The sequence below is a fragment of the Gaetbulibacter aestuarii genome (assembly GCF_039537665.1).
Lineage (GTDB): Bacteria > Bacteroidota > Bacteroidia > Flavobacteriales > Flavobacteriaceae > Gaetbulibacter_A > Gaetbulibacter_A aestuarii.
Window position 1 is genome coordinate 1,009,833 of record NZ_BAABAY010000001.1, and the last position, 17,390, is coordinate 1,027,222.

A 17,390-nucleotide genomic window follows, 5' to 3' on the forward strand; every position below is an offset into this window, starting at 1 on the left:
TCCTCGCTCGTTCCTCGCTGTGGGCTTTTCACTGCAATCCCTGCCTGCCGGCAGGCAGGCCTAACGCGGTTCGGGAATTCCAGATATATCAGAATTACTTGAAATGATAACGCAATCCAAACAACACATTGCTTGGTGGCATCGGGATAATACCGGTCTCAATGTAATCAGCATCAAAAATATTGTTAGCCAGAATACTAAATTCAAAAGGTTTTACATCAAATATCAGGGAACTGTCCCAAACATTATAACTTTCGCCGGCAGTACGTTCCGCATATTTGTAGATCACATTAAAGTGCACGTTTTTAATGAGCTGAGTACTTAATCTAGAGGTAAAGTGATGTTTCAGGGAGTTGATGCTGTAACGTGAATATGGTAAATTCAATTCACCAACCTGATCCTTCAAATAAGCATAATCAACAGATAGATTTTGCTTCATGTTGTTAATCTCAAAATTGTAACTTGTATTAACTTCAAAGCCTTTGGAGTAAAGATCGCGTAAGTTTGTAGCACGAAAGGGATCGCTATCTACATTTTTTACATAATCTATCAATTGACGTCCGTCGCGGTAGAAAAGGGCGAACCCACCCGAAAATTTCGAACTGCTATATTTACCACCGATTTCACCTGAAATGGCTTCCTCAGGTTGCAAGTCAGGATTTCCTTGAGTTGCGGGATCGCTGTAATATAAATCGGTGTACGTCGGAATTCTGTAAGTATAGCCGGCATTACCATAAACTTTAAATCGATCGCTCAGGTTATATCCAATATCAATTCCCGGAAAGGCGTGAAATTTAAAATCCGAGAAATAAGTTACGGCAACACCCGGAGTAATATCTACTTTTTCGTTCCAAAGTGAAAAACGATGTTCTAAAAACAAGTTCGCCATAAAGCGATTGCGATGTCCCAGATTATTACTTCGTATACAAGTTTTAGAAAGGTCGACACCAAAACCGGTAATTCCAGCCGATGAGGTGTAAGAACCGTTCAACTCGCCACCCATTTTATCTGTAATGTGCATATTGCGATAAAAACTCGGGTCGTCGCGGCGTAACAAGAACATATCTTGATTGCGTTTCCAATAGGCGCGAGGCTTCAGTTTTAGGTTCCCTTTTTTAAAGGTCGTGGTAAAGGCAATTAAACTGTTTTGGGTTTCCTCATATTCATGAAATGTAGCATTGGTGGTATAAAAATTTTCCGCCCCAAAATTCCGATCAAAAAAGGTAGCCAGAAATTCAACCGGTTGCGTATTCTTGTTAAAAACACTTTTTAGAAAATAATTCGAATTTTCGTAATCTGAGTTAAAACGATAACCATTTGAAGTGAGTTTCCCTACATGTAAAAGGTGTGATGAATTCTCTAATTCTGTACCAACCGTTACCGAGCCGTTAAGCTGTCCAAAAGAACCTGTTTGAATTTGTGGGCTCACACTATTCGTGATATTTTTTTTGGTTACGATATTGATTGCTCCGGTAAAAGCATTTTGCCCGAAAACACGAGCTGCAGGACCTTTAATAATTTCAATGCGCTCAATAACTTCAAGGGGTAAAGCAGCGTTCAGAGTGTGATGACCCGTTTGTGCGTCATCCATTTTTATACCGTCTATGAGTAAAAGGGTTTGATCAAAACTACCACCACGAATATATAAATCGGCTTGGCTTCCTGCCGTGCCACGACGACGAATATCAATACCGGCAACTTCCTGCAATAGGCCGGCAAGATTTGTTGCCGCACTATTCTTTATATCTGCTGAAGAAATTATTTCTATAGATCGGGAGTTTTCCTTAAATGGCAGATCAATTCTTGTTGAAGAGATCATTACGGTATCAAGATTTTGATTTTGCTGGGTTTGTTCCTGCGCGAAAATGTAAGTTGTACAAAGCGCCATTAGTATTACAAGGGAGTATCGTAACATATTGATTGGTTTTTCAGCGGTCAAATGTATGAAAAACTAATGCAAAACCCCGAATTTAATGACGTTAAAAAAGTTAAACACGAAGATCAAACTCCGTGTTACATCTGGAACACCGGTATTTATCCTTTCTGTAAAATGGAAGTGTGCCGGATAAAAAACCTAAGGTAAATGCTAAAAATGATTTGACATCTTTAATTGTAGAAAATAATGAGATCTCCTGACTTTGGCAATTGGGACACCGAATGGGATCACCGTTATCGTCTAAAGCATACTTAGCTATGGTGTCTAAAATATATTGCGCTTTCATCGCATCTCTGGCTAACACTTTTAATTTTACGCCACCAATAGCCTGGCTTACCAAAGGATCTACATCTATGGTCATGGCATCGGCCAAAAATACTTGAATACCTTCAGCCTCAAGACGACCCTTTACGATCTGAGCTTCAGATGAATACTGAAATTGGGCTATGGTTCTAAATGTTTCACTCATAAAAAACGCGATACCTATAAAAGGTTTCCTCCTGTAAATATAGTATCTTAGGGCTTCAAAATTAGCCTTATGAATAGAATTTTTCCTTTTCTTCTTCTAGTTTCTTTTTATTTACCAATTTCAGCCCAAACTGCAACAAACTATAATATAAGTTTTGAAAATGCGGTGCATCATGAGGCGAAAATCGAGGCTACATTTACGCAGCTTACTAAAGACACCATTATCTTTGAAATGAGTCGCGCTTCCCCGGGCCGTTATGCCTTGCATGAATTTGCAAAGAATGTGTACGGTGTAAGTGTTACGAACAGTAAAGGCGATACCTTGAAATTTATGCGTCCTGATCCCTATTCCTGGAAGGTAACCGGCCATGACGGTACCATTCATGTAACCTATACTTTATTTGCGAATCGCGGCGGCGGTACTTATAGCCAGTTCGATGAAACCCACGCCCATATGAATATGCCTGCCACTTTTATGTATGCACCAGACCTTGCAGATCAAGGAATCCAGGTAACTTTTAACCCCAGAGAAGATCTGAACTGGAAAGTGGCTACACAATTGAAACATCAAAATGGGAATACTTATTATGCCCCAAACTTGCAATATTTTATGGATAGCCCTACGGAGATAAGCGATTATAGTAAACGCTCCTTTAAGGTTCATGGGCAAACCGTAAATTTTGTGTTACATCACAATGGCACCGATGCCGAATTGGATGCCTATTTTGAAATGGTGAAAAAAGTGGTTTTGCAGGAAGAAGCCGTTTACGGAACTCTGGCACCATACGACTATGGCGCGTATACCTTTTTAGCTTGCTACATTCCTAATGCTTCAGGCGATGGTATGGAGCACCGTAATTCCACCATTTGTACCTCCACCAGAAGTTTGGCAGCCGACGGTGCTAACCGAAATATCGGAACCGTTTCACACGAATTCTTTCATAGTTGGAACGTAGAACGCATTCGCCCAAAAACATTGGAGCCTTTCGATTTTCAGCATGCTAATATGAGTGGTGCTCTGTGGTTTGCCGAAGGCTTCACGCAATATTATACCAATCTTATCTTAACAAGGGCAGGTATCATGACGCCTAAAGATTACGTTACAGGATTATCCCGAACCTTTAATTACGTTTGGAATTCTCCGGCGCGACAATTTTTTACACCCATTGGGATGAGTCAGCAGGCGCCGTTTGTAGATGCCGCTACCTCTGTAGATCCTGTAAATCGGGTAAATACGTTTATTTCTTATTATTCCTATGGAAATATGCTCGGACTTGCCCTCGATCTGTCACTTCGGGAAGAAGGTTTGAATTTGGACGATTTTATGAAAAAGATGTGGAATAACTTCGGAAAAACTGAAATTCCCTACACGATTCAGGATATTCAAAATACCCTGACAAGCTATGCCGGTAAAGATTTTGCCGATCATTTTTTCGGTAATTACATTTATAAAAGTGATATGCCAAATATGAAAACCTTATTAAATACCGTGGGTGTGTCACTCACTCAGGATCCCGAAAAAGTAGATTTTGGAGCGTCTGTTGAAGGCGGATTCATAACTGAAAACACGATCATGGGAGGTGCCGCATACCAGGCTGGTCTCGAGAATGGAGACCAAATTATCAAAGTGGATACGACGCCGGTACTTCAAACCACCAATTTTGGTGGGCTAATTCAAACCTATCATCCAGGCGATAAAGTCAAAGTAATTTTTAATCGTTTTGGGAAAACTAAAGAAACAACGGTAACGCTTCAGGCTAGTAAAGATTATGCCTTAGATCTGTTCGAAGCGAGCAATACTCCGGTAAGCGCTAAACAAAAAGCTATGCGCGATGCCTGGTTGGAATCTAAACACTTACCTTAATTTAAAACACAGGAACTCATGAAATCAGTCTTACTTCTTTTTTTTATCGGAATTTCCAGTATTGCTTTCGCTCAAAAGGGTGAAGTTGTAACTACTGAAGATGGTCGAAAGGTTCTCCTGAAACCCAATTTTACCTGGGAATATCTTGATGCTACTGCCTCAGAAAGGTTAGCAGCGAATAAAAGAGATATGCCTACATCGGAAGATGAAACCAGCTGTCAGCTTCCTGAAAATTTTAAGGAGCCCAACCTAAATAGTAAAATTCAAAATCAATTAAAACGAGGTCATGCCACCATCGACGATATTAAAGAAAAAGTGGCTAAAGATAATAATGTTAGTGTTTCCGAGGTCATTCTAACCTCCGCCACCGAGCTAAGAACCAAAGGGGAGTACCATTTTTGTGTAAAAGGGAAAAAGCAGGTTTACAAACGTCTCGGCAATACCATCATGAAAAAAGGTAAACTTTTTTAATTAAAAAATCATAAAATGCTATATTTAGCTATTAATCTTTAGGGCATTACCCTACGGGTCGCGCTTTCGGCAGTTGCTGCCCTGCGGGCGAGTTCCAACAATGCCTTTATCCATGCCTGCCGGCAGGCAGGGCTAACGCAAAACCAATGTAAGCTTATGTTCATACCAAACACAAAACCCCTCACTATTTTCACTCCGGAACCGTCAACTGGTTTGGGAGCTGCTTTTTTAGATATAGGCGTTTCTGCCGGTTTTCCATCACCTGCTGAAGATTTTACCGAAGAACGCTTATCTCTTGATCATGAACTGGTAAAGAATAAAGAAACGACCTTTTTTGCGCGTGTTAGCGGGCAATCGATGATTGGAGCCGGACTTAATGATAACGATCTTCTGGTAATCGACCGCAGTATTGAACCTTCAAACAATAAAATTGCTGTATGTTTCCTTGATGGTGAGTTTACAGTAAAACGCCTCAGAGTAGATCAGGACGGTATGTGGTTACAACCCGAAAACCCTAATTATCCGATTATTAAAATTACAGAGGAAAACAATTTCATCATTTGGGGTATCGTTACAAATGTGATTAAAAAAGTCTATTAATACCCTTAAAAAGGAATAGCTCATGGTACATTTATCGGGTCTGGATTACACGATTATTATTTTATTTTTTGCCTTAAGTCTTATTATTGGTTTGTGGGTTTCAAAACAAGCCGGTAAAAGCAGTGCTGAATTTTTTCTATCCGGACGAAATATGCCCTGGTGGTTGCTGGGTGTTTCTATGGTGGCTACAACCTTTGCTGCCGATACACCCGGTTTGGTTACAGAGTTAGTGCGTAAAAATGGCGTGTCTGGAAACTGGGTTTGGTGGGCCATGCTGCTCACAGGAATGCTCACGGTATTTTTCTACGCCCGACTTTGGCGACGCTCCGGGATCACTACTGATCTGGAATTCTACGAACTACGTTATTCAGGAAAACCTGCACGATTTCTCCGTGGTTTCAGAGCCTTATATTTAGGCGTTATTTTTAATGTGATCACCATGGCCGGTGTATGTTTGGCCGGTGCTAAAATTGGAAATATTTTATTAGGTATTTCCCAGGAACAAGCGCTTTTATATTCTTCGATCATAGTGGTTATTTATTCCTCTCTTGGAGGTTTAAAAGGGGTTCTTATAACAGATTTCGTGCAATTTATTATCGCTATGGTTGGCTCGATTTGGGCAACCATTTATGTTGTAAATCTTCCGCAGGTAGGAGGTATGGATCAATTATTGCAAAACCCAAATGTAGTAGATAAACTCGACATTCTACCTGATTTTTCCAATCCGGAAGCCTTAATTACTTTATTTATCATTCCTTTTGCTGTGCAATGGTGGAGTACCTGGTATCCGGGTGCAGAACCCGGAGGCGGTGGTTATATTGCGCAACGTATGCTTGCGGCTAAAGATGAAAATCACGCTACCTGGGCTACTTTGTTTTTTAATTTTGCCCATTATGCTTTGCGTCCGTGGCCATGGATTTTAGTTGGTTTGGCTTCCTTGATCGTTTTTCCGACCATGGAAAGTATCACAACCGCCTTCCCTTCACTCAATGTGGAAATGCAGGGACAGGATGTGGCTTATGCCGCCATGATGACTTACTTACCTGCCGGACTTATTGGCTTGGTGCTTACGTCTCTTATTGCAGCATTTATGAGCACGATTTCCACCCAACTGAATTGGGGGAGTTCCTATATTGTCAATGATTTTTATGGACGATTCATTAATAAGAACGCCAGTGAAAAGCAACGTGTTCTGGTAGGCCGAATTTCAACAGTTTTACTCATGTTATGTGCCGCCTTATTTTCATTCTATATCAAGTCGGCAAAAGATGTATTCGACCTCCTTTTACAAATAGGAGCGGGAACAGGATTGTTATTTATTATGCGTTGGTTTTGGCGTCGTATTAACCCCTATAGTGAAATAGCAGCGATGGGTATTTCATTCATTATTGCTATTATTTTTTTCATAAACGGTAAACTGGATCAGCCCTGGTTTGAATTACAAGGGCACTGGCAATTAATTCTGGGTGTCCTGATCACTACTGTTGGTTGGATTATCGTTACACTTTTAACGCAACCCAGCGATAAAATAGTCTTGAACGCGTTTGAAAACCTGGTTTTTGCTCAGAACGGTAAATTCCACAATATCGGATTTAAAATTTTAGCCTTTTTTACAGGGATCATTGGGGTTTACAGTGTGCTTTTTGCGACGGGCTATTTTATTTACGGAAAATTACTTTGGGCATCAATACTCACTCTAGTAGCTGTTAGTTGTTGTGTTCTTTTAATCCGAACCTGGAAAAAAATGGCATAAAAAAACCCAACGTTTTCACGTCGGGTTTAAAATATCTTGAGGTGTTTTTAATCCGCTAGAACGATCACCTTATTGTCTTTCATTTCTATGGTTCCTGAAACAATATGTAATAAGGTTGTGTTTTTATCACCTTTACTGAATTTATCCTGAACGGCTTCATCTAAGGTAATGTCACCGGTAATCTTCACCGTTCCGGCTTTCAATAGTGAAACGATTGGTGCGTGATTATTCAGCATTTCAAATTCACCATGCACGCCTGGAACAGCCACTTGCTGTACCTCACCACTAAAAAGTGTAGCTTCCGGTGATACAATTTCTAAATACATAATGATCTGATCTTTATTTTGCTGATTAAACTTCAGCTAACATTTTCTCTCCGGCTTCAATAGCTTCTTCAATGGTTCCTTTAAGGTTGAAGGCAGCTTCAGGTAGGTGATCTAATTCACCATCCATGATCATATTGAATCCTTTGATTGTTTCTTTAATATCTACCAATACACCTGGAATACCAGTAAACTGCTCCGCTACGTGGAATGGTTGTGATAAGAAACGTTGTACACGTCTTGCACGACCTACAGCTAATTTATCTTCTTCAGATAATTCTTCCATACCAAGGATGGCGATAATATCTTGTAATTCTTTGTAACGTTGTAATAACTCTTTTACGCGTTGCGCACAAGCATAATGCTCTTGTCCTAAAATGTCAGCGGTTAAGATACGAGACGTAGAATCCAACGGATCTACCGCAGGATAAATACCAAGCTCGGCAATTTTACGAGACAATACTGTTGTAGCATCTAAGTGGGCAAAGGTTGTTGCTGGCGCAGGATCCGTTAAGTCATCCGCAGGAACGTAAACCGCCTGAACAGAAGTAATAGATCCTTTTTTAGTTGACGTAATACGCTCTTGCATCGCACCCATCTCTGTTGCTAAAGTAGGTTGGTAACCTACCGCAGATGGCATACGACCTAAAAGTGCAGATACCTCAGAACCAGCTTGTGTAAAACGGAAAATATTATCAACGAAGAATAATACGTCTTTCCCTTGTCCATCTCCGGCACCATCACGGAAATATTCAGCAATAGTTAAACCTGATAAGGCTACACGAGCACGGGCTCCCGGTGGTTCGTTCATTTGTCCGAATACGAAAGTGGCTTTCGATTCTTTCATTTTCTTTTTATCTACTTTGGATAAATCCCATCCGCCTTCTTCCATAGAGTGCATAAAATCTTCACCGTAACGGATAATACCGGATTCCAACATCTCACGTAACAGGTCGTTTCCTTCACGAGTACGTTCACCAACACCGGCAAAAACAGATAATCCACCGTGACCTTTTGCAATGTTGTTAATCAATTCCTGGATCAATACGGTTTTACCAACACCGGCACCACCAAATAATCCAATCTTACCACCTTTAGCATAAGGCTCAATTAAATCGATAACTTTAATTCCGGTAAATAATACTTCAGTAGAAGTTGACAGATCTTCGAATTTAGGAGCTTCTCGGTGAATCGGTAAACCTGATTTTCCGGCTTTTGGTAAGTCACCAAGACCATCGATAGCATCTCCGATCACGTTAAATAAACGACCGTAAACATCTTCACCAATTGGCATTTGAATAGGAGCACCCGTAGCAACAACTTCAGTGCCACGGCTTAAACCGTCTGAAGAATCCATCGCAATAGTACGTACAGTATCTTCACCAATGTGAGACTGAACCTCAAGTACTAGAATAGTACCATCTGGTCTATTAATTTCTAAAGAATCATAAATTTTTGGAAGTTCAGCACCAGCACCAAATTCAACATCGATAACCGGACCTACTATCTGAGCAACTTTACCTGTAACTTTTGACATTACTTATCTGTTTAATATTATGCAATTTAATTGTCTAAAAACACATTTTGTTTTCGGCTGCAAAGATATATTTTTTAATTTAAATCAAAAGTTGTTTTTCGAGGTTTTTTCCATAAAAAAACACCTTCTCTAGGAAGGTGTTTGTAATTTATTTAGGGGTCATTACTTATTGTAAAGTTGGCGAATAATTTGTGCCGTACATACTGGCATCAGGTATATTTCCTGAAGCGGCAAAATTGGAACCAAAATTAGCATCGATAGCATCTAAAAATGCACCTGCCATTAGAGCATAACCACGAGCCGTTAAATGGATTCCATCTAAGCTCACGGCGCCTCCTGTAACAAGATCAGCAGTTAAGATATAATCACCGTACGCATAACCTGTAGAGGCTAATTGCGATAAAATACCTTTTAAATCTACTAAACCAACACTGGCATTACTACTGGCAATGCCTTCAATGGTACTGTTGTAAGCATCTGTAGCGGTTTTAATGGCAGCTTGTTCTTCAGGGGTTAATACCCATTTATCTGCTAAAGGAATAGCTACGCCGTTAACCGTTTGCGGATTGTTAGGTACAGCTTCGGTGCCTATAAAAGAAGCAGCCGGAAGTACGAACAAATCATCTTCAGTGGCTTGTCTCATACTAATTAAAGCAGGATTAATTGCTGTTAAATCGATAAGATCTTCGTCCATAATCACTACGGCGTTGGTCTCAGAAGCTTCAAAGTGAATGGTTCTTTTTGCAAGTTCAGCATCAGCAATTTGTTGAGTTATCGCATTCACGCTTACTAAATATGCTAAGGCTTGCTGTACACCGGCATTATAAGCGCCATAGGCTGAGGCACTATTTAAAAAATCAGCGGTTGCACCATCTAAAGGTATGGGATTATAAGGTACTGTAGTAAAATGAGGTAAATCGGTAATATAAGGCACATTTGTTATCAAGCCTTTAGCCCCACCTGAAGTTAAAAGAGCGACTTCATTATTTAACACTGAAGCAAACACAGTAGGGTCAGTAATATCGTTATTACCGTAGGTTGATGGGTCTGAATTACCGGTTTGGTCTACACCTGTACCTCCTGATGTCGCATAGCCCAGAACATCGTTTCCACCAATTTCAGAAAGGGTGAAAAACGTTGGGTTTTGTGCCATGGCTAAATCCATTACAGAAGCGTTGGGTGTTGCCCCGGTCATTCTCACAAAATATGGGTTTGCTGCTGAAGGCAAGTTGGCTATGTTACCAAAGCCGTTGTAAAAAAGGTGATAACTTTTAGCTCCCGGAACTCCTAGATTATTAAATGGTCCGGTTGGATTATTTAAAGCAATATCCGTGGTTACCGTTACGGGTCCAATGATACTTTCCAAAGAAACTGGGCCAGCGCCTCCAAAAACCAATCTGGGATCTTGGATTCGTGTTCCGGCTAAAGCAAGACCACCGAAATTATCATTCATCATTGGTTGAGTAAAAGAACCACCACCTGCTTTAGCAAATTCACCTGCTAAAATACTAGGGAATGAATTTTGTTGAGATGCCTTAAACAAAGCGCCATCTGTAAAGCCTGCTGTAAATGTAGCTCCAATAGCCACATATTTAGAAAAATTAGCTGAACCTGCAGTAAGGGCAGGAAGCTCCTCTGGAGCTGCGGGTAGAACATTATAATCGGCTAGAACATCGTCAGGTTCATTACAAGCTACGATGCTTAAAAGGCTCAATAAAAGCCATAAATATTTTGATGTCAATATATGTTTTTTCATAACAATTATAGATTATTAATAGTCCATGATAAATAATAGATCGATCCGATATGGCCTGTACCATAAGCGGTAAAGTATTCTTCACCTAAAAGGTTTGTGCCCCCTAATTTAAATACTGATTTAATACTTGGAACAGTTAAATTGATCTGGGCATCTACCACTTGATACTGAGGCACTAAACCATTGCCAAAGGTGGCTTCCCAGTAATAATCGTCGCTGAATCTGTAATTGATATTAAATCCGAAGTTCTTAATGAGGTCAGTACTACCAAAAGAGGCTTTGAATTTATGTTCGGGTGTATTAAAATTTGTTACAAAATCCGGGAATTTCTGGCGGTTGAAATCAAGCTTTGCAAAAGTATAACTTCCGCTTAGATCGAACTTATCGAAAATCTTAGTTGAAACTCCGATGGAAGCACCATAAGAATTTACATCGGCGGGTGAGTTGGTATAAATACCATAAGTTTTATAGTCACCATTGGCAATAGCTGCCAAAGAAAGCGAATTATCACCTACAGTTCCATAGAGCGGTGCAATTACACCAAATTGCGAAATAAAATTCTTGTATTTATTATAATAGCCAACAAGGTCCACATTAAACTTTTCAAATTTTCCACGGTAACCTACCTCATAAGAGGTAACCTGTTCAGGTTTTATTAAGTCAGGGTTTCCTATTTCTAATGGGGATCCATTAGCTGCAAAAGCCTGTACGGAGCTTGCCGTATATGAGTTTTGATAGGCTGCACGTCCAGACTGTTCAATGGTTGCTGGCTGCCCTAGCATCTGACCCGAAGCACTTACATTATAGGTTCTAACATAGCGGTCCAGGTTGTTTGGTGCCGATCCAACTAAGATAGGTCCACCAGTATCTAAACCAATGAATAGATCCTGAGTAGTTGGATTTCTAAACCCGGTTTGTACAGAAGCTCTAAAGTTGTGATTTTTATTCACTGTTAATCCTGCTGAAAGTCTCGGAGAAAAGAAACCATCGAAAAATTGGTTTTTATCAAAGCGTAAAGATCCGGTTAATTTGAGCTCTAAGGCATCACTTAACTCCAGGTTTTTCTGAATCTGGGTATACAGACCATATTCGGAATAATCGATTGGGCCATCCTGATCGGTATAAATAGTACCGTATGAATTTAAACTGTAAGACCTGTAGGATCCACCAATCTGAATCTCAGCAAAGTCAATCAGATGACTCAAGTTGTAATTTCCATTCACATGGTAATACACGGAACCATCCTGGAATTTAGATCCGGTTTGAAAATTGGGATCTTTTGTAATTCTGTTAAATGCATTTTCAAATTCGGGTGATCCCGGTAAGTATCTTCCAGTGTCTGCTACGGCACGAGCCGCATCGTGTTTTTGTTGTGTAGTTAAACCCATGGGGTTTCCACTTAATTCAATACCTGCATAGGTTGCGATATAATCACCAAACCAATCTTCATCACTTTTCCAGGCCCGATTTACATTAATCCCTGTAAAAAGCATGTCATAGGAATCACCGGCATCATCACCAACCATATAGGCTCTTAAGAAGAAATTATCGTTCTTGAACTCTATTTTGTGTTGTTGTTGGAAAAAGTTCCTAATTTGGTAGCGGTTAGAACCCTGGTAAATGGTTGAACCGGTTCCTACTTTTCCTTGATAAGATATTTCAAAATCGTTAGCCCACGGGCGGTAATACAAGCCCCAGTCAGCTTTGATACTTGAAGCTTCATAGTTGGTTAAATCCATTTCGTTGTAGCCCGTACGACTTACAACTACATCAGGAATGATTCCTAAACCTGAAGCAGAGCGAATGTTCGTGGCAACCTCATCACCATAAACATTTAGTCCGTTGTAATCTGTGGCGGCTCTGGTTTTTGATGGATCGTTTTTATCTTCGGTGTTGTTAGCTGCCCAATCGGTTCCTTTTAAATATCCAAAATTCACTTTGGCGGCAAATTTATCACTGAATTTATAGGCAGCACGCACACTCACATCGGTATACGGATTATCACCAGCTGCTTCCTGAGATGTAATTCCTCGTTTAACGGAAGCACTAATTCCGGCATAATCAAAAGGATTCTTACTACGCATGAACAAAATACCATTAAAGGCATTCGCACCATAAAGTGCGGAAGATGCTCCGGGAAGTAATTCTACACTTTGCACATCAGTTTCCGTAATACCAACCAGGTTTCCTATAGGGAAGTTAAGTGCCGGTGTGGAGTTGTCCATACCATCAACCAACTGCATAAAACGGTTGTTGGCAAAGGTGGCAAAACCTCGGGTGTTAGGTGATTGGAAGGTTAAACTATTTGTATTGATGTCAACACCTTTTAAATTTTCCAGGCTACCATAAAAATCAGCTGATGCGGTGTTTTTGATATCTCTTGCGCCAATACGTTCTACTGTTACCGGAGATTCAAAAATACGTTCAGGTGTTCTGGAAGCTGAAATTACAACCTCGTCCAGGGCATTTCCTTCCTTAAGTACAATATTAATCGTTTGATTATTCTGTGTAACTTCGGCTCTTTGGGTTTCGTAGCCTACGTAGCGCGCTTCGATTGTAAATGGAGGATTTTGACTGTAGGTAAGCGAAAAGTTTCCGTCGAAATCCGTGACCGTTCCGCTTGATGTACCTACCACTACAATGTTTGCTCCGGCAATGGGTACACTGTTCTCGTCTACAACAGTACCAGAAATTGTTGTTTGGGCAAAAGTCAGACTGCTAAACAACAACAAGAAAAAGGGGATTAGTGTTTTCATCTATTTAATTTAGTTTTAGTCGTACAATATATGTATATATCCAATTAGTTACGCATAAATGTATAAAAAAATTATGCGCGCATAGTACTTATTGTTAAAAATACCAGAATATATTTATGTTTTTCTCAAAAAACAGGCTGAAATATACGATTTTACGATATTTCAGCCTATTTAATTTTTTTCGAAATGAAGATTTTTACTATTCCACAGTAACGGATTTAGCCAAATTTCGAGGTTGATCTACATTTTTACCGAGCAGTACAGCAATGTGGTATGACAATAACTGCAGCGGAATGGTTGTGATTAAAGGAGATAAGGATTCAGAGGATTCAGGAACTTCGATCACGTGGTCGGCCAATTCTTTAACCTGAACATCACCTTCGGTAACGATACCAATGATACGTCCTTTTCTAGATTTGATCTCCTGTATATTACTGACTACTTTTTCGTAATGTCCTTTTTTCGTGGCTATAACAATAATGGGCATATTCTCATCGATCAAGGCGATGGGACCATGTTTCATTTCAGCAGCAGGATAGCCTTCCGCATGGATATACGATATTTCTTTTAATTTTAAAGCGCCTTCGAGAGCCACCGGAAAATTATAGCCGCGGCCTAGATATAAACAATTTCTTGAATCTTTATATTTATAGGCGATCTCTTCAATTAAAGGGTCTGAAAGTAAAGCTCTTTCTACTTTACTCGGGATCATTTCCAATTCCAATAAATGTTGTCGATAATCAGAACTACTAATAGTGCCTTTAGCACGAGCCAGACGCAAGGCCATTAATGTTAACACTGTAATTTGCGTGGTAAAGGCTTTTGTAGAAGCCACACCAATTTCAGGACCGGCGTGTGTGTATGCACCGGCATCTGTTTCTCTTGCAATAGATGACCCCACCACATTACAAACTCCAAATACAAAAGCACCTTTTGATTTAGCTAATTTAATAGCTGCCAAGGTATCAGCGGTTTCACCGGATTGTGATATGGCAATTACGACATCATCCTCTGAAATGACGGGATTTCGATATCGGAATTCAGACGCATATTCCACTTCAACTGGAATTCTTGCCAGGTCTTCAAAAATATACTCTGCTACCAACCCGGCATGCCAGGATGTTCCGCAGGCGACAATAATAAAACGTTTTGCGTTGAGGAATCTTTTCATGTTATCTTCAACCCCGGACATTTTTATTATAGCCTGTTCACGTAGAAGTCTACCACGATAGGTGTCTTGAATGGCTTTTGGTTGTTCATGAATCTCTTTCAACATGAAATGATCGTATCCGCCTTTTTCAATTTGCTCCAGGTTAATCTGGAGTTTTTGAACATAGGTGTCAACCATAGAATCATCTTTAATTTTTCGAACTTTTATGCCTTTGTGAAAACGTACGATCGCCATTTCTTCATCTTCCAAATAAACAGCATTTTTAGTATATTCAATAAACGGGGAAGCGTCACTAGCGATAAAAAACTCATCTTCATTCTCACCAATACCAATAGTTAGCGGACTGCCTAAACGAGCCACTACAATTTCTTCCGGTTTGTTTTTATCAAAAACAGCAATGGCATAAGCTCCAATAACCTGGTTTAAGGCAATCTGAACGGCCTTTCCAAGTTTAACATTCTCTTGTTTTTTTACATCTTCAATAAGATTGATCAGAACCTCTGTATCCGTATCAGATTTAAACGTATAACCTCTGGAAATAAGCTCTTGTTTTAAAGCATCGTAGTTTTCGATGATCCCATTATGGATTATCACCAAATCTCCGGAATTTGAAACGTGAGGATGGCTATTCACATCATTAGGAACGCCATGCGTTGCCCAGCGTGTGTGGCCAATACCAACATTTCCGCTAGTAGAGATCTCACGTTCGCATTTATCCACAAGATCGGCAACTTTACCCTTTGTTTTGGTTACTTTCAGGTCATTTCCGTCATACAATGCAACACCGGCACTATCGTATCCACGGTATTCCAAACGTTTTAAACCTTCTATGATAATGGGGTAAGCATCGCGATAGCCAATATATCCAACAATTCCACACATAATTTAAATTTTGAATTTTTGAGGTTAAGAAAGAACAAAGATGTAAAATTATTACTGAATTTACAGTAAATATTATACAAACACCCAGATTTAAACGATAAAAGTCATTCGATTAAAAATGACTTTTATTATTCAAGTTATGAGATGTTTATGCGTTCTTTCACTTAATTTTATTTCTCTTCAGTGTAAAAGATCTTTAACACTAATTTTTTATCTGCTGTAGTATTCGATCCGTAAACCACCGTTCCTCTTGGAGTTATCATAGTCGCCGCAGGTACTTTGGTAACGTCATTCATACTATTGAGGATGTCGGCATTTGTTCTATAGTTTACATTCGTGGAGGGAACCAAACCAATTTTCGTATGTAGGGAGTCCTGAACTAATAAACTGTTAAGTTGTTCAGTTAATCGTATTTTATAATTGTAATTGGTGCCATCATCTGCGATGCGTTGTCCAAGGGCTAAAAACTTTGAATTAAATGCATCCTGCTGATTTTCTGAGCCATCAACTAAATAATCTAGGGTTGGCTGATTGTTGGCTAAGTCGTAGGCATAAAGGCGGTCATATTTATGAAAATCGTCACCGTTAGCATGCAAAGGCCCTTGTGCCATACTTTCATCTTCGTAAATAACCAACTGAGCTTCATTGATCAAACTTTTTAGTTTGTAGTTTCCAGTAGCAGGATCCTGAACATAATCGCCATTTTCGTCTTTCAATCGAAACTTATCAATAAATGCCTGTAAATCTTCAGGAGAATTAAATAAATCAACAACGGCCATGGAACCACCCATACCTTTTAAGTAAAGTTTTTCATCACCATCCGTGCTATTTCCATTTTGTAACGTGGGTCCGTCAAAGGCATTGATAAACGTATTGAGTCTGTTTCCTGAAAAATTGAATGTGTAAGTGCCATTTTCGGTTTCTCCTTCTGTACTGCTCGAATCTTTCGTGTAATACATCGTGATATTGGCTCCAGACGACGCTATATTTAGTAGGATCATATTACCCGTTTGGTTAATAGGCTCTGCTTTGATATAAATTCCTCTAAAATAGTTTTTGAAATTATTACCGTTTCTCAAAATCGTACTGTCAGCTTTGTAAGCATCAACAATCGTATTTTTCCAAAATGTGTTGTCTAATTTAACCCGTAATGCCGGAACGCCATAATCTGTAGTGACTTCGCCATTGGTGGTTTTATTGGTAGCAATAGCCTCGGCACTTGGTTCAAATTCCGGGTCTTCATATAAGAGAGGGCCTTTAAAATCATCAAAATTAATGGTATTATTTCCATCAAGAGCCTGATTTTGATTATTATTATCGGCCAAATCGGCATAAGAATAATACATTTGATTGCTTGAACCCAATTCAAAAGGCACATAATCCCTTAAGTAATAGGTATTGCTATAAACACTTAGCTTTATAGGGTTCATACTGCCATCTTGTTCTTCTCCATATAAAGAATCACGAATGCTATATTGTGGAATAGCTTCATTGCTCGAAATACTTTTACTGTAATAAGGAATAGACAAAACCACAGAGTCCACCACGGTATTGGTTCCAAAAAGGGGATTAAAACTCGTTGGCGTAATTTGACTTACGATACTAGCTGTAGTTAGTCCGTAAACAGGATCATTGTATACTCCTAAAAGATTAGAGGATAAATTATTTATTTGAATATTCTCCAGTTTCTTGTTGTAAGCTACAACGGGAAGATCCATTTCACTGGTGGTAAAGTTCAGATTTTCTTTTCCTAATACGTCACTTTGTAGATCATTAAATTCTTTATCACAAGCAACAAAAGTTAAAACCAATATCAGGAGGGTAACAACTACATTAAGGGCGTTTGTTTTGTTTTTCATAAGTTAATTTTGCA

General features: G+C 39.5%; 12 protein-coding genes. 4 read left to right on the forward strand and 8 right to left on the reverse strand.

The annotated features are described in order from the left end of the window. Positions 1-94 precede the first annotated feature (94 nt). Both ABD682_RS04525 and ABD682_RS04530 read right to left on the reverse strand, forming a co-directional pair. Positions 95-1,915, reverse strand: coding sequence for a TonB-dependent receptor plug domain-containing protein (locus ABD682_RS04525; protein WP_344739502.1), 1,821 nt, complete (start codon positions 1,913-1,915; stop codon positions 95-97). 73 nt (positions 1,916-1,988) lie between these two features. Further along, entirely contained in the window at positions 1,989-2,405 is a 417-nt protein-coding gene (locus ABD682_RS04530; protein WP_344739504.1) for a putative signal transducing protein, read from the reverse strand. Between the two features lie 69 nt (positions 2,406-2,474). On the opposite strand from ABD682_RS04530, the gene ABD682_RS04535 reads away from it, so the two are divergent. The 4 genes from ABD682_RS04535 (at position 2,475) to ABD682_RS04550 (ending at position 7,092) form a co-directional block, all read left to right on the forward strand. After that, the gene (locus ABD682_RS04535) at positions 2,475-4,268 is read left to right on the forward strand and encodes a M61 family metallopeptidase (RefSeq protein WP_344739506.1); all 1,794 of its coding nucleotides are present in this window, start codon (positions 2,475-2,477) and stop codon (positions 4,266-4,268) included. Between the two features lie 18 nt (positions 4,269-4,286). After that, complete coding sequence (locus ABD682_RS04540) at positions 4,287-4,739, forward strand: DUF3157 family protein (RefSeq protein ID WP_344739508.1); 453 nt, start codon at positions 4,287-4,289, stop codon at positions 4,737-4,739. 156 nt (positions 4,740-4,895) lie between these two features. After that, positions 4,896-5,339: a LexA family protein gene (locus ABD682_RS04545; RefSeq protein ID WP_344739510.1), complete on the forward strand. Its 444-nt coding sequence runs from the start codon at positions 4,896-4,898 to the stop codon at positions 5,337-5,339. A 22-nt stretch (positions 5,340-5,361) separates the two neighbouring features. Beyond that, the gene (locus ABD682_RS04550) at positions 5,362-7,092 is read left to right on the forward strand and encodes a sodium:solute symporter family protein (RefSeq protein WP_344739512.1); all 1,731 of its coding nucleotides are present in this window, start codon (positions 5,362-5,364) and stop codon (positions 7,090-7,092) included. A 47-nt stretch (positions 7,093-7,139) separates the two neighbouring features. Here the strand turns inward: ABD682_RS04550 and ABD682_RS04555 are convergent, their stop codons facing one another. The 6 genes from ABD682_RS04555 to bamH form a co-directional block, all read right to left on the reverse strand. Beyond that, positions 7,140-7,418 carry a FoF1 ATP synthase subunit delta/epsilon gene (locus ABD682_RS04555; protein ID WP_344739514.1) on the reverse strand — a complete coding sequence of 93 codons (279 nt, stop codon included), beginning with the start codon at positions 7,416-7,418 and terminating at the stop codon, positions 7,140-7,142. A 25-nt stretch (positions 7,419-7,443) separates the two neighbouring features. Next, positions 7,444-8,952: a F0F1 ATP synthase subunit beta gene (atpD, locus tag ABD682_RS04560; protein WP_344739516.1), complete on the reverse strand. Its 1,509-nt coding sequence runs from the start codon at positions 8,950-8,952 to the stop codon at positions 7,444-7,446. 166 nt (positions 8,953-9,118) lie between these two features. Further along, complete coding sequence (locus ABD682_RS04565) at positions 9,119-10,708, reverse strand: G-D-S-L family lipolytic protein (RefSeq protein ID WP_344739518.1); 1,590 nt, start codon at positions 10,706-10,708, stop codon at positions 9,119-9,121. Between the two features lie 5 nt (positions 10,709-10,713). Next, complete coding sequence (locus ABD682_RS04570) at positions 10,714-13,464, reverse strand: TonB-dependent receptor (protein WP_344739520.1); 2,751 nt, start codon at positions 13,462-13,464, stop codon at positions 10,714-10,716. A gap of 199 nt (positions 13,465-13,663) precedes the next feature. Then, positions 13,664-15,517: a glutamine--fructose-6-phosphate transaminase (isomerizing) gene (gene glmS, locus ABD682_RS04575; protein WP_344739522.1), complete on the reverse strand. Its 1,854-nt coding sequence runs from the start codon at positions 15,515-15,517 to the stop codon at positions 13,664-13,666. 170 nt (positions 15,518-15,687) lie between these two features. Continuing rightward, positions 15,688-17,376 (reverse strand): BamH family beta-barrel-assembly machinery protein, encoded by a 1,689-nt coding sequence (bamH, locus tag ABD682_RS04580; RefSeq protein ID WP_344739524.1) that lies wholly within the window; start codon positions 17,374-17,376, stop codon positions 15,688-15,690. Positions 17,377-17,390: the final 14 nt, after the last annotated feature.